Raw genomic sequence first — 21,155 nt, forward strand, 5'->3', positions numbered from 1 at the left:
ATCGAAAAAACCGACATCCAGAGAGCCAACAAAGTAAGGTCAACAAAGGGCTTGCTTGTACATGTCTTTGGCAAAATTGCCGCTGCCTTTATTTACCTAATATTTAACTCTTGATTCGCATAAATAACACAACTCCTTATTCCAAAGAAAATGTTTAAAGTAAACTTACTATCGCATGATGGCTACCAGTTCAGTGATCTGGAGAAGCTGCAAAAAGCATTGAGCCTATTTGAGGCGGCAATGAATACTGAAAGATTAAAATCAGAAATCGTTAATTTCTCATGCGTACTGGGCAACAAGTTCGAAGACAACCAGGGGCTTTCAAACCAACAGGTGTTTGAGAAATTATATGCGGGCGAAGAACATTACGCTGCGGGTATTAATTTTACGGCGGATCTTATTCTGGTGTTGGTTAAAAAAAGAAAACCGCCATTTTTCATTCTACATCCGGCTATCGGTTTTGGTATGCCCGGGCAAAAAGAAATTAACACCTATACATGGTGGTTTTACCGGGCGGAACTCTATGAATTAGCTGGCCATTTTGCCCATGAATGGTCACACAAATTAGGTTTCGACCATTCATATAACCCCACACCTACAAGAGATTTTTCCGTACCCTATGCGTTTGGTTATATGGTAGCGGAAATTGCAAAAACGTTATAATTTAATCATCAATAAAACTACTCAAATGAAAGGACCACAAGAACAATATACAGACGAACTGAAAAAGAACTTCGGTTTTATCGCAACCTGGCTTCCCGGTACCCCGTTCCTGTTAGGGGATATCGGCATCTTAAATGACAATGTTTTTACAAGGGTTGCCAGCTTGGAAGATTTCCATATACAGTTCGATATACGGGAAGACGATACGGCTGATGACCTGGATTATTCATCCAAAGGGTCTGTTTCTGTTACTACAAAATTTTCGGGAAAAGCATCGCCACAGGGCAGCGTGCTTGGAGATGCAGATGCTGGTTTCATCGTAGAATTTGGTCACGAAAACGCTGTCCTCTTCAAAGCTAAACAAACCCGGACCAACCTGATTAAAGATACCATTAAGTTAGGAGAGTCGGTTTTACAACTTTACAGGGACGGCAAATGGAACAAAAACTGGGTAATCATTACCGAATTGGTAAAGGCAGAAAGTGCTACCATACTAATATCCAATAGCGTAAACGGAAAAATCGAACTTAAGGCATCCGCTAATATCGACGCAGCTAAACTTGATATTGCCGACGCTAAATTCGAGTTCGCATCTGTTTTTTCTAAAGGAATGGATACGCAAATCGTTTCAAGCCAAGGCCTCACACCGCTATTTAAAGTTAAAGGGATAAAAACAAGGATATTTTTACCACCGATTTTCAAGCAGAGAGGTTTAAGCACCTTGGATTTATTTACGCCAGAAACAGCCAAAGGAGAGCATAAAGACCAATTATACTTTGACTACATATCTGATGACGTTAGGGAATAAGGCTTTATCATTCATATGCGACAAACCTATCAATGCCATTTCTGCTGGTGATAGGTTTGTCGCATAATTTTAGTGTGAAAAAATCCATGAGTATAATGTTTCAAATTTGCGCAATAATTTTACTTGAAACTTCCTCCTACTGTGCGCTCAAAATCAAAAACGCAAATTTATATCCGGCCTTTATATCCTATTTTCCTGCAAACATGCTTAAATTGCGCTACCCAATTTAACTGGCTGATTACCCATATGAAAAGAGCAAATTTCCTCTCCGCTTTAGGGCTAACGTTTTTGGGCACCATGTTATCGTCGTCGAAAAAAGCCGCCATCATTACCTACTGCGGCGACCCTATAACCCCGCCCATACCCGAAGGCCCTTACTATAAAGACGAAAAGCTCAACCGCATCAACATTGCCGAGCATAAAGAAGGACTGCCTATTACTTACCTTTTTAAGGTAGAGGATAGCGATTGCAAACCCCTTGCAGGCGCTATTGTAAATATATGGCAATGCGACAACAACGGCCACTACTCCGATTATCAGCAGGAAAAAACATTAGGCGAAACCTGGCTAAGGGGCTACCAGGTAACGGATAAGCAGGGCAATTGCCGTTTTGATGCGGTGTTCCCGGGTTGGTACAATGGCCGCCTTACGCATTTGCACGCCAAAGTGCGCGTTGAGGGCAAGAGCACGCTCACTACAAACTTCTTTTTCCCCAAAGAAGTGGAGAATAAAGTTTTCCAAAGCCCGCTGTACCCCAAAGGCCCAAACCCCGTTACCATGGCGCAGGATTTTGAACTGCGGGGCGATAAAGACACGCACCGCCGCGATACGCTGGTTATGCAGGTTTCGCAAGATGATACTGGTAAAATGGTGGCTAAATACACTATTGCGATAGCATAGGCGGCACAAAAAAAACATCGAATATCGAACTCCGAACGCCCAACATCGAAGTTTTTTTTACTTCATTATTGGATATTCAGAATTCGGCGTTCGATATTAAACAGGTCGCCAAACAAAATCCAGAAATATCTTTACAATACTACACACCCTCCCCTACCAGCTTGGCGCAGTTAATCTCCTCTTTGTGTCCCCGCTTTCCTGCATGGATTCGAACCACAATCTCCTGAACCAAATTAGGCGTGCTACCGTTGCACCATAGGAAAATATTAGCCTAAAATTAAGCCCCCCAGCGCCCTGAAGGGGGAGCCGGATTTATATCTTATTCGATTCCCCCTTCAGGGGGCCAGGGGGATTAACCGTCACTGTATAAGGGTGTTGCTCTAACCATTGAGCTATATTTCCTTAATAAATTGTAGGGTAACCCGGGCTCGAACCGGGAACCTCTCCGTTCCCCTAACCACCTAAAGTAGTAAGTTCAATGTTTAGCCGATTAATGTGGCGGTTTAAACATAAAGTGGTAAAATACTTATGTCTTTAATTTATAACCTACTATCCCTTGTTTTGCAACTGTGATAGCAGGGATAGTCACTCACACATTCATTATTTAACTTTAATGACCACTTTTCCTTTTGCGCGGCCAGATTCCACATAAGCCAATGCATCGTTGGTTTGCTCAAACGCAAATAATTTATCGATCACCGGTTTAATAACCCCTGCTTCTATTAATGCTGTAATTTTTGAAAGTTGATTGCCTTCTGCCCTCATAAATAAGAAGCGAAAGGTCGCATTTGCTTTTTTTGCTTTTTTCTTTGCGCCGGAACTCAGAAGCTTTGTCACCAATTTTAGATACCAGGGCAAGCCGATCTCCGCTGCAAATTCCGGCGTAGGTGGTCCGACCAACGAAATCAGCTGCCCGCCTGCTTTCAGGATATGGAATGATTTTTCGAGGATTTTGGCATCACGATTACTGTGTATAACCAAATCATAATCTTTCAACAGAGTTTCAAAATCCTGTGTTTTGTAGTCAATGACGAGGTCTGCACCGAGTTTTTTAACCCAATCAGCATTGGCAGCACTTGTCGTGGTGGCAACATAAGCACCTAAATGTTTGGCCAACTGGATAGCGAATGTCCCCACACCACCGGAACCCGCCTGAATGAAAACCTTCTGACCTTTCTTTATATTGCCAATCTCGACAAGCGCTTGCCATGCGGTTAAGCCAACCAATGGAATAGAGGCAGCTTCATCCATAGTCAAACTTTTAGGCTTTAAGGCTAAGTCGCCTTCACTAACCGCGATATGTTCTGCAAAAGTACCGATGCGGTGATCGCCCACTCTAGAAAATACCTCATCACCAATTTTGTATTTGCTGACTTTTGCCCCAACTTTAGATACTACACCTGCCATATCATGGCCGGTTATAAATGGTGGCTTGTAGGGTAAAAACAGTTTGAAATCGCCGTTTCTGATAAGCGAATCCAACAAATTGACACCTGCTGAGTATATTTGTACCAATACCTCATTTTCCTTTAAAGCTGGTTCCGGCAATTCGGTCAGCTGTAATTTTTCTTTTTTGCCGTAGCTTTTTACGATGAATGCCCGCATGATTTTTAGTTTTTTTATTACTTTTAGTATTGTAATGATTTTATGATGCTATCACCGCGTGACTTTGCTTAGGATTAACCAATCCGAAGGCCACTTTTGGGAAAAGCCTGTTGAGGATATAAAGCGCTTTGGTATCGCCAACCCTGATCGTAAGCTGATCTTTCTTCAAACCTCGAATAAGTGCTATCACCAAACCTTCCGTAGTCATTTTTTTGCCCTTCCGCTCAGCGGTCATTTTGGTAGCCACAACAGGTGGTAATAGTTCGAATACTTTTACGTTGCTGTTCAAAATTTGCAGGTGCTTTCTCAACGTTTCTGTATAAAACCGCAATGCAACTTTGGATGCTGAATAAGTGGCTTCCAGTAATGAAGGTACATAGCTGAGTATGGACGTGGTATTGATAATCGCACTTTCATTCCTTGACTTCAGCATATCCATGAACAGGTTATTAAGCCGGATCACCCCGAGGTAGTTGACGTTTATTTCATAAGCCGCGTCTTCAAAATGCCGGTCGTTTGCTATTCCCAGGTTAGTCGGGTCGGTTAACACACCAGCGTTATTGTACAAAATATCTATCCCGCCCAATTGCTGTACCTGGTTGAAAAGCTTTTTCGTATCGTTGGCGTCCGATACATCACTTTTAATGGCCGTAATTGCCGGGTACAGCTTCCTTGCTTCATCTAATTTTGCCCGGTTCCTGCCGGTAATGATCACATGGGCGCCGTTGATTAAAAATTGTTTTGCTGCTTCCAGCCCTATACCCGATGCACCACCCGTGATCAATACTGTTTTTCCTTTTAATTGCATGATATGCTCTTTAATGTGAATGTTATTTCGATGCGTTAACCGACTTCAGAATAGATTTTTCGAACAGCTTATAGGCGAAATGTTGCAGCAGCAGTATGATCGATGAGCCTTTTCCGACAGGGAAGCCAAACGTTGGATTTTTTTCTCTTACCGCCCGCAGCAAAGCATCGATAACAGGTGCAGGCTCGGGTGCCTTTTCAAATGTCTGTTGGGTGTACGCAACAACTTTTTTTCTGAACGGATCGTAATCTGCGATATTTTTCCCAGTTGCCACAGTTCCGCTTTCACCGATATTAGTTTTAAAACTCATTGGCTCAACCATTACCACTTTGATGTTAAATTGGTTCAATTCAAACCGGAGCGCCTTAAAATAGCCTTCGAGGGCATGTTTGGACGCCGCGTAATAGGAAACGTATGGAAGGCTCACTAAACCAAGGAGAGAACCGATGGTAATAATTTTTCCATGTTTTTGCTTCCTGAAATAGGGCAGCAACTCGTTGGTTAATTTGATGGTTCCCCAAAAGTTAGTCTCAAACTGCTGTTTGCCTAACTCAATGGGGGTTTCTTCGGCAAGTCCGTTGACTAGGTAACCCGCGTTATTGATCAGCACATCTAATGTTTTAATCTCGCTGAACAAATGCTTGCCAAAAGAGGCTATAGAATGGTCAACATTCAAGTCCAATGGCAGTAACTTAAATGGCAATCTTGCCTGATGCTTTTCCGGGTTCCGGCTTGTGCCGATTACCTGGTAGCCATTTTCGTGTAGCTTGCCGGCAACAAGCAGCCCGATGCCCGATGAGGCACCGGTGACTAATACCGTTTGTTTCTTTAATTCCATGATTTTTTATTTTAGACTTTTTAGTATATTTTACGTTAAAAAAAATCAGAGCGCATAGCCCTCTAATTCCGACTTGAGACTATTGAGCAAACTTGCCATGGGTTTTGAAGTATTCATGGCCTTGCACATCACAACGGCACCTTCAACGGCAGCTACTGCCTTAAAAGCGTAAACAGCAGGATCAAGTTTGTTAGAAAATTCACCGTTCTCAATACCCTGATTCAAAATGCTGACAAACAATTCCTGGCCATGGCGAATTACACCCGCAATCTTTTCCTTTATCGCCGGAAAGTTATCATCAGATTCCACTGCGATATTAAATATAGGGCATCCGCCCTTAAGGTAAGTGTTCAAAGGATCCTTATAAAAATCGAGAAAAGCAAATACCTTAGCCTTGGCTGTTTTACCCTTACTGATGGTCAACAACATTTTCTCGCCGTTAGCATTCAGCATATGTTCAACAACCTGTAAGGCCAGGTCCTCCTTACCTTCAAAATGACCGTAAAGGCATCCTTTAGTCAGTTTAGTAGCAGCAAGCACGTCGTCTATATTAGCGCCGGATATCCCTTTCTGATTAAAGATAGGAGCCGCTGTTTCCAAAATAAATTGTTTTGTTCTTTCCGCTTTGGTAAGCATACTCATGAGTTTAACTGCACAAAAATATACTAAAAAGTATAATTAATTAAACTTTTTAGTATATTTTACACAACAATGTTTATTTAAGGTTGATCCCATGTCTTTACAAGCTTAATTATAGAAAACAATTTGATTTTAAAAGAGCTAATAGAAATAAGTATTGCATTTTGTATTTGTGAAAAATATTTATCGATACCCAAGAGTGTACATAGTAAGGAATAAAAAGTATATTCCCTTCTATCGTTGGCAAGCTTATTTCAAAGGTAATTGAACTCGAACCGATAAATGTTTAATATACCGTAATTTAAATAAAAATAAAACGTTAAATGAAGGGTACAATTAAAAAAGCCTTCAAAATCAATGACTTTGAAGGCTTTTACTTTTAAGTGCGGAAGAAAGGACTCGAACCTCACTTCCCGCTACGCCAAGTCCTAATTCTAATAATTCCTATCAGCCATTTCCTTTATTTCGCAGATTCATGGCCTGGGCGCTAATTTGGGCTACATCCATGCCTTCAAAAGCACTTCGCTGCCATAAAGTATAATCTAAAGGATCCCGGTTCAGCAAGATTATAAAGCGTTCTGCATCAACTTCGCCCAAGGCATCTAATAGTGCACTCAATCCCTTTCTTTTAACTTCCGTATCTGTTATTGTTGTCATAACACGTCAATTACATTTATAAATTCGAAAGGAGTTACGGCCCTGTATTACCGGCACAATATCAAATTTACCGAGCCCGACCTGCCCCGAAAAATAATATTGAGACGATTGCTTGAACAAATCCTTAAAACTGAAACGCTTCGGTGGCTCTGCTTCCTTTTGCAAACGTTCTTCTACTTCGCAGGGCTTAACGCGGTTGTGATGTAAAAATCATCATAGGGCAGATATTTCATAAATGGTTTGGGCCAATTAAGCTATCGAACTTAAAGACTCTTTTTTAATTTTCGCTTTGCGGATTTGTTAAAAGCCCTGCTCCGTGTTGTACCAACTCTTACGCGCTTTTATTTACCTCTGGAGCTCCTGCCCAAAATATAAATTGAAATAATAAAGGTAATCAGGTAAACAATGTCTAAAGCGGGTTGCTGGAATCTTAAATTTTTAAAATCGAAGTGCTTAAATAACACCACACCTAAAATGACTGCTACGATGCCCAATGTAAATGATATTGATTTTTTCTTTTCCATATGTTGATGTTATTTAAACTGAAATCATCATGCACCAAATGAATAGCACAATGATAAAAAACTTATTTTACCACCGGCAATTGAAATGGTTTATTGTAAATAACGTAAATGATGTTCTTTATAAAATCTTCTTTAACGATGCGTTCTCCATTTGTAGCATAGGCAATAGAAATATCAGCTTCCGGGTTGTATATCAACACAGTATGAGACCCTAAAGTATCTCCGCCATGCCCATAAAACGTAATCCCATCAAAGTCGCAAATGGCCATACCCCTCCCCCAGGTTTCTTTTCCCACAATGGGCATCATCATCTGCAATGACTCCGTTTTGATGATTTTGCCGCGAAACAGGTTTTCGTTGAAAATATTGAGTTCTTTGGGTGTGGAGACGATGTCGCCAACGCCAATCACATTCAGGAAATCCAGGTCCTTCTTTTCGCTCCAGCTCTTATTTACGTATTCGTAAGGCGCATACACATGTTGAGGATTCGATTTGATGGATGCCAGGCTCTTTAATTTAAGCGGTTTTACAATAAGCTTATTGATGAGTTCGTGATAAGGTTTTTTGTACTTTTTCTCAATGATTTTTGCGAGCAAGTAATAGCCCGTGTTAGAATAATCTACTTTTTCACCCGGCTCAAAGCTTACCCCCTGTTTAATGATCAAATCAAGAATTGCTTTCTCTGTTACTTTTTCCGTTACCCATACTTCGCCGTCTTTTACCACATAACTGCCCAGCCCGCTGGTATGCCCCAATAAATTTTTGATGGTTATTTTTTGTGCGTTCGGTATTTCGGGGTAAAACGCTGCCAGTTTATCGTCCAGCTTAAATTGTCCGTCTTCAATCAATTTAAAGATGAGCGTTGCGGTAAACATCTTAGTCACCGAGCCAACGTGGTATTGATTGGCCTGGCCACCGCCTCCGTTGCTTAAATTTTTCTGGCCGAAGTCTTTACTGTAGACCTCTTTACCGGCATTAAAAATAGATATACTACCAATGCCCAAATTACTGCTTTCGATACAATTCAAATAATCATCAAGTTTTTGCTTATCGATAGTTTGCGCGTAGATACAATTGGAAATGAGTAACAATAAGGCAAAGAGTGTTAATTTCATATAAGTAGGCGGAAGCATGGCCAAGGTTTACGCTGTTTTGCCCGTAAACATACCCCAAAATCGTAACTCCCTCAATTATTAAAAAAAAAATCAAATTTTTTCCTACTGCGCAAATACACTGCGCAGTAGCACTATTCCTTTGTATCAACAAAAAAAGAAAGGAGTAAATGATGAAATTCAACCTGTTAAGCAAATTCAATAACCGAACGGTAAACCACGAGGGTGCCAAAGCCTACCAGCTAAGCCCCGAAATGGAACTATACGCCGCCGTGGTTACCTGGAGCTTAAATGACTCTTTTTACGAAAAAGACCAAACCCGACTAGTCCGCCTGCGCGAGTTGATTGCGCAATGCAACCCAACATTTGTAGGTAAGCTGGCGGTGTACGCCCGAACCAAAATGTACATGCGCTCGGTGCCATTGGTGTTGACTACCGAACTGGCGCACCTGCACCGCGGCGATGGCCTGGTGGCCCGCGTTACCGAAGGCGTGGTAAACCGTGCCGACGAGATTACCGAACTGCTGGCCTGTTACCAACAGCTCAACACGCGTACCGGCACCAAAAAGCTGAACCGCCTTAGCAAGCAGATGCAAAAGGGTCTGTCGGCAGCGTTTAACCGGTTTGATGAGTACCAGTTTGCCAAGTACAACCGCGATAGCAGCATCAAGCTGCGTGATGCCTTGTTTTTGGTGCACCCAAAAGCGGCGAGCCATGTGCAGCAGCAGATATTCGATAAAATAGTGAACGGCACTTTGCAAACGCCATACACCTGGGAAACCGAGCTATCGGCCATAGGTCAGCTAAATTATGATAATGCCGAAGCCAAAGCCATGGCATTCCGCAGCAAGTGGGAAGAACTGATCGACAGCGGTAAGCTGGGTTACATGGCCCTGCTGCGTAACCTGCGCAACATACAGCAGGCCGGCGTAAGCTACGCGCACTTCGAAAAAGTATGCGCACGTTTGGCCGATGCGGATGAAGTGGCCCGCGCAAAGCAGTTCCCCTTCCGTTACCTGGCGGCCTACCGCGAGTTGCTGGCCGATAATAAGGCTGTAGGCAATAAAGGCTACACCGGCCAGTTGCTGGATGTTTTGGAAAAAGCCGTACAGGCAAGTGCCGCCAACATCAAAGGCTTCGGCCCTGCAACAAGCGTGCTGCTGGCTTGCGACGTATCGGGTTCCATGCAAACACCTGTATCGGCCAACAGCAAGATATTGCTGTACGATGTGGGCCTGATGCTCGCCATGCTGCTGCAGAGCCGCTGCAAAAACGTGGAGGTGGGCATGTTCGGCGATACCTGGAAAACCATCATGGTGCCAAACAGCCATATACTGGGCAACGTGCAGGAGTTATACCGACGCGAGGGCGGGGTGGGTTACTCCACCAATGGCTACCTGGTTGTTAAAGACCTATTGCAGCGCTGCGTAAAAATGGATAAGGTAATGCTGTTTACCGACTGCCAGCTATGGAACAGCCGCCAAACTGCCGACGATATACAAACCCTATGGGTGCGTTACAAAGCAGAGGTTGCGCCGGAAGCAAGGCTCTACCTGTTCGACCTGAAGGGTTACGGCCAGGCACCATTGCAGGTACTGAACAACGGCGTGTACCTGGTAGCCGGCTGGAGCGATAAGGTTTTCGAGGCACTAGCTGCCTTAGAAGCCGGAGGCACCGCGCTGAACGCTATAAATAACATGGAGCTATAAACGCGAGCCCCCCGGCCCCCTGAAGGGGGAGCTCGAAAGTAATATCGAACACCGAATATTGAATAATGAATGATGAAGTAAAAAAAACTTCGACATTCAGTATTCGGAGTTCAGTGTTCGATATTATTCAACCTAAAGCAAATTCCCCCTTCAGGGGGTTAGGGGGCTTAAAGATGCCGTTAGAGGTGGGTTACTTCGCCCAAATTAGAAATGCTGTGGTCAGTGCGGCGCAAGCCGTATAAGGTTCAACTCCTTACAAATATCCCACTCTCGCCTGTTGCTCTTTATTAAGCCCCCCAGCCCACTGAAGGGGGAGCAGGAAAGAAATATCCAACACCGAATATTGAATAATGAATGATGAAGTAAAAAAACTTCGACATTCAGTATTCGGAGTTCAGTGTTCGATATTCAAAATCCCCCCTTCAGGGGGTTAGGGGGCAAAAGGTGCCGTAAACAAGTGTTACTTCGCAATCCAAAACTGAGACACCGGTTCGAGCCCGGTTCCGCAAGGATAGTTGAGATGGTACAACGCAGGCAAAAGCCACTTGTTGCTTTTCGCCCTTCTTTTTAAAGGAATTGAAAATAAAAAGGTGTCGTAAATAAGTGTTACTTCGATGTTAACGTCCGGGTCGTTGGTTCGAATCCAACCATGAGCTTCTCGCTTTTTGCGAAGGTTGGTGTAGCTCAGTTGGTCAGAGCAGGAATGCCGCAAGGCCTGTCGCACTTATTGCCTGTTACCCTATGCCCCCCAGCCCCCTAAAGGGGGAGCTTTTGATTTGCAAACTATTGTTCCCCCTTCAGGGGGTTAGGGGGCTTAAAGGTGCCGTAAACCTGGTGATACATCGGTTAGAACGCTCCGATAATGTCGGGGAAACGTCGGTTCAACTCCGGCCAGCGGTTAGTTCCGGAAGTAGTTTAGGAAAAAAAACGTCACAGGTTGGTTGTTGCCCTTTTATTAAGAAAAAACAGGATGCCGTAAGCCTGGGTTACTTCGCCTGTCACGCAAATACCAAAACACGCAGGCAATTTTTGCTCTTGTTTTAAAGGTGCCGTAAACCTGGTGATGAATTTATTAATGGAGCCAATATCAAGCTAATAATACGTATATTACTTTAACCAAATTAAATTATGATTGACCAAAAATCCGAAATCGTTGTTGCCTTTGAAAAATACAAAACCATCATTTTCAATGTGGATGTTGACTTGAATTTTTGGACGGGTTTCGTTAGCACGTCGATTGTAAATTTCCAGCAACGTACTGATATAGGCGACGAAATTTATGAGGCGGGATTTGCAGTATATGATTGGGATATACCGATGGCAGCTGGTTATCTAAAAATGAACCCTCTAACACGCATGATACGCAAAAGCGAATTAGACCAACAGCGGTTAAATTTCTTTGCTTGGATACGCAACTTAGCCGTTTTGAAAAGCTACAATGCTTTAGAATTGTTGCTTATTGATGCTCTTTGGATAATTTATTTCCCTGCGGAAAAAGCCCCCAGCAGTAGTAAAAAAGCAGCTGACAATATTCAAAATAAAATAAAAGAACAACTCAGTTTATTCGGGCTTCCAATCGATTCAAAAAACAATCGCCATCTAATTGAATTTCTAAAACATAAGGTTCCCGATTATTCTCGCTACTTAAATAGCCCTCTAAATATCGACTTAACAACAACATGGGGCAATTATTTTGAAATGATTTCAGTCTTAAGAAATATTATAGCTCATCAGGGAACAATTATAAATACAGACACCCTCAACGAAATTAAGTCGAAAGCCAAAGATATTTTTCAACGGCATTTTAAGGTAGTTAAAGATGATTTTAACGATAATCATTTGCAGCCAAAAGAAATTGCATTTTCCCATTTTGTAAGTATTATTAACACGTTTGCGCTTAATACTATAAAGTTTGCTTCGGGTGAAGTTGATTTTGGATTCTTGAATATGCAATAGTCTATGAAAGACAAAGTTCAAAAACCAATTAATTGTTTTTTGAATCGCAGACATACCATTGTTGGCAATTACCCCTAAGACCATACTTCTATTTTTCCAATTCCCACAAAAAAAACACCCTTTTGTTACGTATTTCATCATAAATAGGCTATGTTTATAACATAAAACGTAGCCGATGTCGATAAAAGTAGCAATCCGTCATTTTACAAGTTATAAATACGACAAGCATATCACGCTGTCGCCGCAGGTTATCCGTTTGCGCCCCGCCGCGCACTCGCGTACCATGATCAAAGGCTATTCCCTTAAGATACTGCCCGAGAAGCACTTCATCAACTGGCAGCAGGACCCTTTTGGCAATTACCTGGCCCGCATCGTGTTCCCCGAGAAGGTGAACGAATTTGTGATAGATGTAGAGGTAATTGCCGATATGGTGGTGATAAACCCCTTCGATTTCTTTGTGGAAGAATATGCCAACCACTACCCTTTTGAGTACGAAGATTCGCTGCAGAAAAACCTGGTGCCCTATTTAGAAATAACCGAGCGCGGCCCCCTGCTGATGGAACTCACCGAAAAAGCTGCCGAACTACTCAAAAAAAATACCGTTACGCAGGATTTCCTGGTGAGCCTCAACCGCTTGCTGTACCTCACCATCTCCTACAACATCCGTATGGAGCCCGGCATACAAAGCTGCGAGGAAACATTAGGGCTTAAATCCGGCTCCTGCCGCGATACGGCCTGGCTGTTTGTGCAATTGCTGCGCCATTTTGGGCTGGCCGCGCGCTTCGCATCGGGTTACCTGGTGCAGCTAAGGCCCGATATTAAATCTTTAGACGGCCCATCAGGCCCCGAAGAAGACTTTACCGACCTGCACGCCTGGACGGAGGTTTACCTCCCCGGTGCCGGCTGGGTAGGCCTCGACCCTACCTCGGGTTTATTTGCCGGCGAGGGTCACATCCCGCTGGCCTGCACGCCGGATCCGCAGAGCGCGGCGCCGATCAGCGGCATGGCCGAGCCCGCCGAAACCGAGTTCCACTTCGAGAATACCATCACCCGCATCGAAGAAAAACCACGCGTAACCAAGCCCTTCTCTGATGAGCAATGGGAAGATATTATGGCCCTTGGCGATAAGGTGGATGAGGAGTTTGCTGCCAACAACGTGCGCCTCACCATGGGCGGCGAGCCTACCTTTGTATCGGTAGATAATAACGAGGCCCCCGAATGGAACTCTGCTGCCGATGGCGAGCATAAACGCCGCCTCTCCAATATCCTGTTCCACAAGCTTAAAGATGAATATGGCGATGGCGCACTGATGCAATACGGGCAGGGCAAATGGTACCCCGGCGAACCGCTCCCCCGCTGGAAACTAGCCTGCTACTGGCGCAAGGACCATGTGCCGATGTGGAACAACGATAAGCTGATGGCCGATATCTCTAAAGATTACGGCCTTGGCCCAAAGCATGCTAAAAACTTTATGCGTCAGCTGGCCAAAGAATTGCATATCGATACTAAAAATATCGCCCCTACCTACGAGGACCCTTTTTACTTTTTGTGGGAAGAAAGCAAAACCCCGATAAATGTAGACCCGCTAAAGGTTGACTTGAAATCGCCGCTGGAAAGGCAAAAACTGGCCGAATTGCTAAACACCGGCCTTAACGAACCGGTAGGCTACGTATTACCCATTAAATGGGATCTGGAGCAAAGCAACTGGCAAAGCTGCAAATGGAGCTTCCGCCGCAATAATTTGTTTTTGGTGCCAGGCAATTCGCCAGTGGGCTTGCGCCTTCCGCTCGATTCGGTACAGTATTTCGACCCAAAAGAACAGGAAGAACTGCCCGAAAGGAGCCTTTTTGCCGATGTAGATGCCCTGCCCGAGGGCGACCATCTTATCCCGTCTGTAGGTGCAAAGTTCAACAACAGCAAAATCATATTTAAAACCGCGCTGGTGGTAGAGGTGCGGCAGGGCAAACTATTCATTTTCTTCCCGCCAACCAGTTATTTCGAGCATTACCTGTACCTGGTAAACGCCGTGGAGCGTACCGCCGAGCAACTGAAGATACCCATCCTGATAGAGGGTTACGACCCGCCTACCGATAATCGCGTTACCAAAATGATGATAACGCCCGATCCGGGGGTTATAGAGGTGAATATACACCCCGCAGGAAGCTGGCGCGAACTGGCACACAATTACGATATCCTATACAAAAAGGCAGCGGAATCGCGCCTGGCTACAGAAAAATTCAATATCGATGGCAGGCACACCGGCACGGGCGGCGGTAACCACGTTACCCTGGGCGGCGAAACGCCAAGTGATAGTCCGCTATTACGCCGGCCGGATATCCTGCGTAGCTTCATCACATTCTGGCAGCACCACCCTTCGCTGTCGTACCTGTTCTCTACCCAGTTCATCGGGCCAACCAGCCAGGCACCACGGGTAGATGAGGGCCGCATGGAAAACCTGTACGAACTGGAAATCGCTTTCCAACAAGTGCCCGAAAGGGCCGAAAACGAAGTGCCGTTCTGGCTGGTCGACCGTATCTTCCGACACTTCTTAACCGATATTACCGGCAACACCCACCGCTCAGAGTTCTGCATCGATAAGCTCTATTCGCCCGATTCATCGAGCGGGAGGCTGGGGATACTCGAGTTCCGCGGCTTTGATATGCCGCCCCATTACCGCATGAGCATGGTGCAGTTCCTGCTCATCCGTACGCTGCTGGCCTGGTTCTGGAAAACGCCTTACAACCACAAGCTGGTACGCTGGGGTACCGAACTGCACGACCGTTTCCTGCTGCCGCACTATTGCCTGAAGGACATGACCGAGGTAGTGAACAGCCTGCGCGATGCCGGTTATGGGTTTGATATCTCCTGGTTCGAACCCTTTTTCAGCTTCCGTTTCCCTTTCCTGGGCGAGCTTCAGGTAGATGATATCAATATCGAGATCAAAATGGCTATTGAGCCTTGGCACGTACTGGGCGAAGAGATGTCGAGCACGGGTACGGCCCGCTTCGTCGATTCCTCGCTGGAGCGCATCCAGGTAAAAATTTCCGGCCTTACCGATTCGCGCTACACCTTCCTATGCAACGGACTCAAAATACCGCTGAAAAGCACAGGCGTGCAAGGCGAGTACATTGCGGGTGTACGTTACCGCGCATGGCAGCCACCATCGGCATTGCACCCCACCATCGGTACGGATACCCCGCTGGTTTTCGATTTATTCGACACCTGGACGCAGAAATCGGTTGCGGCCTGCCAGTACCATGTATCGCACCCGGGTGGTCGCAGTTACGATACGTTCCCTGTAAACAGCTACGAAGCCGAATCGCGTATTATTTCCCGCTTCTTCGATTTCGGGCATTCGGTAAACCTGGTAGAGCCTGCTGCGGCGCAGCAAACCACGGGCGGCCGTTTTGTAACCAAAATGAACATATTACCGCATTACACCATAACTAACGAGGTGGTGAGCCCCGAGTACCCTTACACCATGGATTTACGCAGATATAAAAATGCCAAGAATTTATAGCGGAAAAATATAGATTTGGGAAATGATTGAAACGTACCTGCGGCGGAGCGGCAGCACTGCCAAACCTTTTTTTGATGAGCTTGCTGCCCCTGAAGGGGTGGTGCGCGAACATTGGAAAAAGCTTGCGCATGCTTATGAGGAGCTGGGCCTGGATAAGATGGAGCTGCGCAGCCGCGAAATTAGCCAGGAACTGCGCGATAACGGTGTAACGTACAACGTTTACAGCGACCCCGACGGCATCAACCGCCCATGGAAGCTGGACCCCGTGCCGATGGTTTTCAGCCAGCTGGAATGGGAGAGCATAGAAAGGGGACTGGCCCAGCGCGCCGAACTGCTGAACCTCATCCTTACGGATATTTACGGTGAACGCCGGTTGATCAAAGAGGGCTTCATACCCTTCGATTTGATATTTACGCATAAGGGCTTTTTGCGGCAGGCCGATAAGCTCATCATGCCGGGTAAATTCCAGTTGATACAATACTCGGCAGATTTGGTGCGCGGGCCAAACGGCAAGATGTGGGTACTGCACGATCGTACCGATGCCCCCTCAGGAGCAGGTTATACGCTGGAAAACCGCGCCGCCATGACGCGCGTATTCCCCGATTTGATACGCGAGAACCAGGTACGCAAGATATCCTCTTATTATCAAACGCTGAAGAATACGCTCACCAAACTCTCCATACAAAACAAGGAGAACCCGCGGGTGGTGCTATTATCGCCGGGCACAGCCAACGAAACCTATTTCGAGCATGCTTACCTCGCCTCGTCATTAGGTTTTACCCTCGTATTCGGGCAGGACCTTACCGTGAGCGACGGCTACGTTTGGCTCAAAACCCTCAAAGGGCTGGAAAAGGTTGACGTTATCGTTCGCCGTGTGGATGATATTTTCTGCGATCCGCTGGAGTTCCTGGGCGATTCTCACCTGGGCGTGGTGGGCCTGATGGAAGCTGTAAGGCAAAAAAAGGTAACCGTTATCAACCCATTGGGTGCCCGCATATTAGAGAACCCCGGACTGATGGCCTTTTTACCCCGCCTTTGCCGGCACCTGCTCAACCAGGAACTGATACTGCCATCGGTAGCTACCTGGTGGTGCGGGCATGAAAAGGAAAAGAAATACGTGCTGGATAACCTGCCTTTCCTCATCATCCGCTCTATCTATCGCAGTAATGAGAACCTGCCCTACATCGGCAGTGAGATGAGCAAGAAACAAATCGAAGAGCTACGCAAAGAAATCATCACCCGCCCCTATTTGTATGTGGCGCAGGAGGTGGTGAGCTTCAGCACCACGCCATCACTGATAGATAACAGCCTCCAGGCCTGTAACGCCATCTTCCGCAGCTACATCGTAGCCGATACCGAAAAGGAGGCCTACAACGTAATGCCGGGCGGCTTATCGCGCAGCTTCCCTACCAAGGGCGAGTTCATTATTTCGAACCAAACGGGCGGCATCAGCAAGGATACCTGGGTACTTGGCCCCTCTCCGGAAGATCAACCCAAACGGGCCGTAAACCAGCCAATTTTAAGACAGGTGAAGAACATATTGCCCAGTCGCACCGGCGAAAGCCTTTTTTGGTTGGGCCGCTATTTGGACAGAGCCGTGAGCAACGTGCGGATGATGCGCATCGTGCTGAAAATATACAACGAGCGCGACGACGAGATACATCCCGAAACCAACGAAACCTTGGTGATACTACTCAAGAGCCTAAGTACCCTTACCAGCACCCTGCCCGGCTTCACCGCGCCCGATCAGGCCAAACTACGTCAGCCCGAAAAGGAATTGCTGTCCCTTGCCGTAGAAACAGGGCGCGCGGGCACACTCGCGCAATCACTGCAATCCTTTCTCACCAATGGTTATGCCGTTAGGGATCGTTTGAGTTTGGATACCTGGCGTATTTTAGACAGCATATCTGAAGAGTTTGAGGCGATGAAGCAAAACGGCAACGATTTGCGTAAGATATACCATAACCTCGATCAGTTTATTATTAAGCTGATGGCCTTCATTGGCCTCAACAACGATAACATGACGCGGGCATCCAGCTGGCGTTTACTCAATATAGGCCGCTTTTTAGAATCGGCGTTAAATACTTGTAATATACTGCAGGCTGCGTTGGGCAACAATGTAAAACCCGATGTAGAGAAGCAACTGATGGAACTGGTGCTGATGTGCAACGAAAGCCTGGTTACCTACCGTTACCTGTACCGCTCTACCCTGCAATTGCCGGGTGTGCTCAATTTATTGCTGGTGAATGAGGATAACCCTAAATCGGTGGCGTTTTTAATTGCCAAGATAGACGAGCACCTGGCCCACCTGCCCGATAATTATGATGGTGGCGGCCTTAGTCCCGCCCATAAAAAACTATTGGAAGCGTTGACCATGATCAGGCTTTGCGATATCAATAAGATGGTACCGGCCAACCTAACCGATGATTTTAGCAAAAAGGAATTGAACCGGTTCCTGCATCATTTGATAGAAGTGCTGGGGCAGGCTGCAAGCATCATCTTTGAGAGCTATTTTAGCCCTACCCAAAGCCAGTACAGCTTCGTAAAAAGCAATAACGCCTTACCCGAACTATGAAATACCAGGTTACCCATATCACACGGTACGAGTACCAGCTCCCGGCCTCGCTTTGCCATAACCTGGTGTACCAGGTACCAGTGAACCATAGTTTTCAGGAAGTGGAGAAAGTGCATTACCAAATACATCCTGTACCACATTTTTTGGCAACGCGGGAGGATTTCTTCCATAACAAATTCATTTATTTCTCCATTGAAGAGTCGCATCAGAAACTGACGGTAGAAATAAAAAGCGAGGTTAAAGTGGCCCAGCCCGTTTGGACAAATACCGTAGCCAAAGATACCACACCCTGGGAAAACGTGGCCAGCTGGCTGCGCAGCACCAGTGCGGATAGCGACATCAGGCAGTATTACCTCGAATCGGACCATGTTACGTTCATCCCCGGCATACGGGAATATGCCCTTGAATCCTTCACGCCGGGCAGACCCATCATGGAGGCCATGCTGCACCTGAATGCCCGCATCTTTAATGATTTCGATTTCACGCCGGGCTTTACCGATGTAACCACCAAGCTGGAAGACGTTTTCCTGCACCGCAAGGGCGTTTGCCAGGATTTTGCCCACTTTTCCTTAGCTTGCCTGCGGGCCATCGGCCTTGCCGCGCGTTATGTAAGTGGCTATATAGAAACCCTGCCGCCGCCCGGTAAACCCAAACTCTTCGGCTCGGATGCCTCACACGCCTGGATAGCCCTGTACATCCCTACCGTGGGCTGGACAGAGTTCGACGCGACCAACAACCTGCTGGTAAACGACCGGCACATCCGCACCGCCATTGGCCGCGATTTTGCCGACGTAGTGCCCCTTAAAGGCGTTGTGTACAGCGGCGCTGGCCAGCGCATGTACGTAAATGTAGATGTAAGGCGGGTTGAGTAATTCCTGACTCTGTGTGTTCAATATTAAATATCGAACACCGAATGCTGAATATCGAATGATGAAGTAAAACACCATCAATAACGAATAACGCTATTTGGAATGTCCTGGTGCCGCTGGGTCCTTTTTCAAAGAATACGGAGACGTTATGTAAATATAGAAGTTTCCTACTTCATCATTCGGTGTTCGACATTATTTCTTTCTTAATTCACCCTCGATGCAAAACACACCTTATGTATAAAGCTGAGCTTTTCTACCACTTTTGGCGGTATAACAAACGGGTACAAATCATGGTTGCCCATGCTGCGGTTCATGCTGTTCATGGCGAAGGTTAGCGGCAGCCACATATCCAATAATTGCTGAAAATTTTGCTGCTCGTAAGGGTTTACTTTGATTACCGCGTTGGAGTGATCGCTTTTTGTGGCGATGCGCGGCGCTACGCTTATGCCAAAGGTATCTGCCGTTTCCAGCGTATCCATAATGTGCAGGTAATGCGCCCAGGTTTCGGCCCAATCTTCCCAGGAGTGCGATGTGGCATACTCGCTAATGAAATGCTGCTGCCAATCGGCCGGTGCGCCCTGGCTGTAGTGCCGCTGTAGGGCCTGGCCATAATCTTCGCGCTCGTCGCCAAATATTTGGCGGTATTCATCAATAAAAGTACTGTTATCTAACAGGCAATCCCAATAATAATGGCCCACCTCATGGCGAAAATGTCCCAATAACGTGCGATAGGGTTCGTTCATTTCCTTGCGGGATAGCTCTCGCTTGTCGTCGTCGGCCTCATTGATATTCAGGGTAATCAGACCGTTCTCGTGCCCGGTGAGCACCTTTTGCACGGCATTCACGTCCGTCATAAAATCGAAGCTGAGGCCTTTTTCCAAATCATCCAGTTTGCTAAGCAGGGGCAGTTTCATTTGCAGCAAACTGTAAATAAGGCGGTGCTTTGCGGCTTCAATCAATCCCCATTGCCGTAAGTGCTCAGGGTCGGTCAAATTGGGTACAATGTGGTTGAGTTCGCAGGCGCGGCAATAGGTTTTCTCACTTTCGGCGGGGATCAACCAGTTACAAACGCCATACTGGAAGTTGTTGCAGTACTTAAAAGCGGGTTTGCTGTTCTTCCCGAAAAGCTTACCGAACAAAGGCGTCTTTTCGGTACTGTGCAGGGTATAAGTAAGGTTCTCGCCTTGCACCAGCGTAGCCAGGCTTAAATTTTCGGGAATAAAACCTAATGGGTGTTTGCAGCATTCGCAAAGGCTGTTTTCAAAGTATAACAACTGGCCGCAATTGGTGCATTTAAATAGTTTCATAATTTGTAAAAGCGCCATCCTATTGTGAATGACTTGTGAGTTAACAGATTATACTTCTCCGGGTTTTAAAGAAATGAAATAACCGGGAATGTCTAATTCCGCAAAGCAGTAGTCGCCATAAACAGGTTTGTTCGTTCGATTTTTTGGGGGAATAATACTGGCTATATGCAAACGGCTACAAAACCTACCTGCTCCAGATAAGTGCAAACAAAAGGTAGGAAAAAATTCCTAATTAAATTTGCATGGTAGAAAACTTTTCCTACCTTTGGATTATGGATACCAAAAACGATCGGCAAATGGTGGAGCCAACCAAATCAGAACTGGAGATACTGCAGGTTTTGTGGGAAACCGGCCCGGCGACCGTACGCACTGTAAATGATGAATTGCTGAAGCAAAAGGACGTGAACTATAGCACCACCCTTAAGTTTATGCAGATTATGACCGAAAAAGGTTTGTTAAAACGCGACGACAGCCAGATGAAACATATTTACAGCGTAGCTGAAGCCGAGGAAAAAACCAAAGCACATCTGCTGGATAAATTTGTGGATTCGATGTATAAAGGCTCGGCCGGCAAATTGGTAATGCAGCTGCTGGGCGATAAAAAACCATCGAAACACGAACTGCAACAGATCAAAGACCTGCTTGATAAATACGAAGAATAATAC

At 45.8% G+C, this 21,155-nt stretch carries 17 protein-coding genes; 9 read left to right on the top strand and 8 right to left on the bottom strand.

The window, feature by feature from the left end:
- Nucleotides 1-150: 150 nt before the first annotated feature.
- The 3 genes from E2R66_RS12310 to E2R66_RS12320 all read left to right on the top strand — a co-directional run bounded on the left by E2R66_RS12310 (nucleotide 151) and on the right by E2R66_RS12320 (nucleotide 2,371).
- Nucleotides 151-663 (top strand): hypothetical protein, encoded by a 513-nt coding sequence (locus tag E2R66_RS12310; RefSeq protein ID WP_133231397.1) that lies wholly within the window; start codon nucleotides 151-153, stop codon nucleotides 661-663.
- Nucleotides 664-688: 25 nt separating this feature from the next.
- On the top strand, nucleotides 689-1,471 hold the full coding sequence (locus E2R66_RS12315; RefSeq protein ID WP_133231395.1) for a hypothetical protein: 783 nt from the start codon (nucleotides 689-691) through the stop codon (nucleotides 1,469-1,471).
- A 246-nt stretch (nucleotides 1,472-1,717) separates the two neighbouring features.
- Nucleotides 1,718-2,371, top strand: coding sequence for a dioxygenase family protein (locus tag E2R66_RS12320; RefSeq protein WP_133231393.1), 654 nt, complete (start codon nucleotides 1,718-1,720; stop codon nucleotides 2,369-2,371).
- A 600-nt stretch (nucleotides 2,372-2,971) separates the two neighbouring features.
- Here E2R66_RS12320 and E2R66_RS12325 read toward each other — a convergent pair.
- From E2R66_RS12325 to E2R66_RS12355, 7 genes are all read right to left on the bottom strand, one after another.
- Nucleotides 2,972-3,976 (bottom strand): NADP-dependent oxidoreductase, encoded by a 1,005-nt coding sequence (locus E2R66_RS12325; RefSeq protein ID WP_133231391.1) that lies wholly within the window; start codon nucleotides 3,974-3,976, stop codon nucleotides 2,972-2,974.
- A gap of 40 nt (nucleotides 3,977-4,016) precedes the next feature.
- Nucleotides 4,017-4,784 carry an SDR family oxidoreductase gene (locus E2R66_RS12330; RefSeq protein ID WP_133231389.1) on the bottom strand — a complete coding sequence of 256 codons (768 nt, stop codon included), beginning with the start codon at nucleotides 4,782-4,784 and terminating at the stop codon, nucleotides 4,017-4,019.
- A gap of 22 nt (nucleotides 4,785-4,806) precedes the next feature.
- Nucleotides 4,807-5,622, bottom strand: a complete 816-nt coding sequence (locus E2R66_RS12335; RefSeq protein WP_133231387.1) for an SDR family NAD(P)-dependent oxidoreductase — start codon at nucleotides 5,620-5,622, stop codon at nucleotides 4,807-4,809.
- 45 nt (nucleotides 5,623-5,667) lie between these two features.
- A complete protein-coding gene (locus E2R66_RS12340) occupies nucleotides 5,668-6,264 on the bottom strand; it encodes a TetR/AcrR family transcriptional regulator (protein WP_240049311.1) in 597 nt (198 codons plus the stop codon).
- Nucleotides 6,265-6,708: 444 nt separating this feature from the next.
- Complete coding sequence (locus tag E2R66_RS12345) at nucleotides 6,709-6,918, bottom strand: hypothetical protein (protein ID WP_133231383.1); 210 nt, start codon at nucleotides 6,916-6,918, stop codon at nucleotides 6,709-6,711.
- 341 nt (nucleotides 6,919-7,259) lie between these two features.
- Nucleotides 7,260-7,442 carry a hypothetical protein gene (locus E2R66_RS12350; RefSeq protein WP_133231381.1) on the bottom strand — a complete coding sequence of 61 codons (183 nt, stop codon included), beginning with the start codon at nucleotides 7,440-7,442 and terminating at the stop codon, nucleotides 7,260-7,262.
- Nucleotides 7,443-7,504: 62 nt separating this feature from the next.
- Nucleotides 7,505-8,557, bottom strand: a complete 1,053-nt coding sequence (locus tag E2R66_RS12355) for a serine hydrolase domain-containing protein (RefSeq protein WP_133231379.1) — start codon at nucleotides 8,555-8,557, stop codon at nucleotides 7,505-7,507.
- A gap of 167 nt (nucleotides 8,558-8,724) precedes the next feature.
- On the opposite strand from E2R66_RS12355, the gene E2R66_RS12360 reads away from it, so the two are divergent.
- The 5 genes from E2R66_RS12360 to E2R66_RS12380 all read left to right on the top strand — a co-directional run bounded on the left by E2R66_RS12360 (nucleotide 8,725) and on the right by E2R66_RS12380 (nucleotide 19,186).
- The gene (locus tag E2R66_RS12360) at nucleotides 8,725-10,263 is read left to right on the top strand and encodes a TROVE domain-containing protein (RefSeq protein ID WP_240049312.1); all 1,539 of its coding nucleotides are present in this window, start codon (nucleotides 8,725-8,727) and stop codon (nucleotides 10,261-10,263) included.
- A gap of 1,128 nt (nucleotides 10,264-11,391) precedes the next feature.
- Entirely contained in the window at nucleotides 11,392-12,219 is an 828-nt protein-coding gene (locus tag E2R66_RS12365) for a hypothetical protein (RefSeq protein WP_133231377.1), read from the top strand.
- A 175-nt stretch (nucleotides 12,220-12,394) separates the two neighbouring features.
- Complete coding sequence (locus tag E2R66_RS12370; RefSeq protein ID WP_133231375.1) at nucleotides 12,395-15,739, top strand: transglutaminase family protein; 3,345 nt, start codon at nucleotides 12,395-12,397, stop codon at nucleotides 15,737-15,739.
- A 22-nt stretch (nucleotides 15,740-15,761) separates the two neighbouring features.
- On the top strand, nucleotides 15,762-18,314 hold the full coding sequence (locus E2R66_RS12375) for a circularly permuted type 2 ATP-grasp protein (protein ID WP_133231373.1): 2,553 nt from the start codon (nucleotides 15,762-15,764) through the stop codon (nucleotides 18,312-18,314).
- Nucleotides 18,311-19,186: a transglutaminase family protein gene (locus E2R66_RS12380; protein WP_133231371.1), complete on the top strand. Its 876-nt coding sequence runs from the start codon at nucleotides 18,311-18,313 to the stop codon at nucleotides 19,184-19,186. Before E2R66_RS12375 ends, E2R66_RS12380 begins: the two co-directional genes overlap by 4 nt.
- 200 nt (nucleotides 19,187-19,386) lie before the next feature.
- On the opposite strand, the gene E2R66_RS12385 is transcribed toward E2R66_RS12380, so the two are convergent.
- Nucleotides 19,387-20,490: a zinc-binding metallopeptidase family protein gene (locus tag E2R66_RS12385; RefSeq protein WP_133231369.1), complete on the bottom strand. Its 1,104-nt coding sequence runs from the start codon at nucleotides 20,488-20,490 to the stop codon at nucleotides 19,387-19,389.
- Nucleotides 20,491-20,762: 272 nt separating this feature from the next.
- Between E2R66_RS12385 and E2R66_RS12390 the strand changes: the two genes are divergently transcribed.
- Complete coding sequence (locus E2R66_RS12390) at nucleotides 20,763-21,152, top strand: BlaI/MecI/CopY family transcriptional regulator (RefSeq protein WP_133231413.1); 390 nt, start codon at nucleotides 20,763-20,765, stop codon at nucleotides 21,150-21,152.
- The last annotated feature ends 3 nt before the right edge of the window (nucleotides 21,153-21,155 follow it).

It is taken from the genome of Mucilaginibacter psychrotolerans, assembly GCF_004519315.1.
GTDB classification, from domain to species: Bacteria; Bacteroidota; Bacteroidia; order Sphingobacteriales; family Sphingobacteriaceae; genus Mucilaginibacter; species Mucilaginibacter psychrotolerans.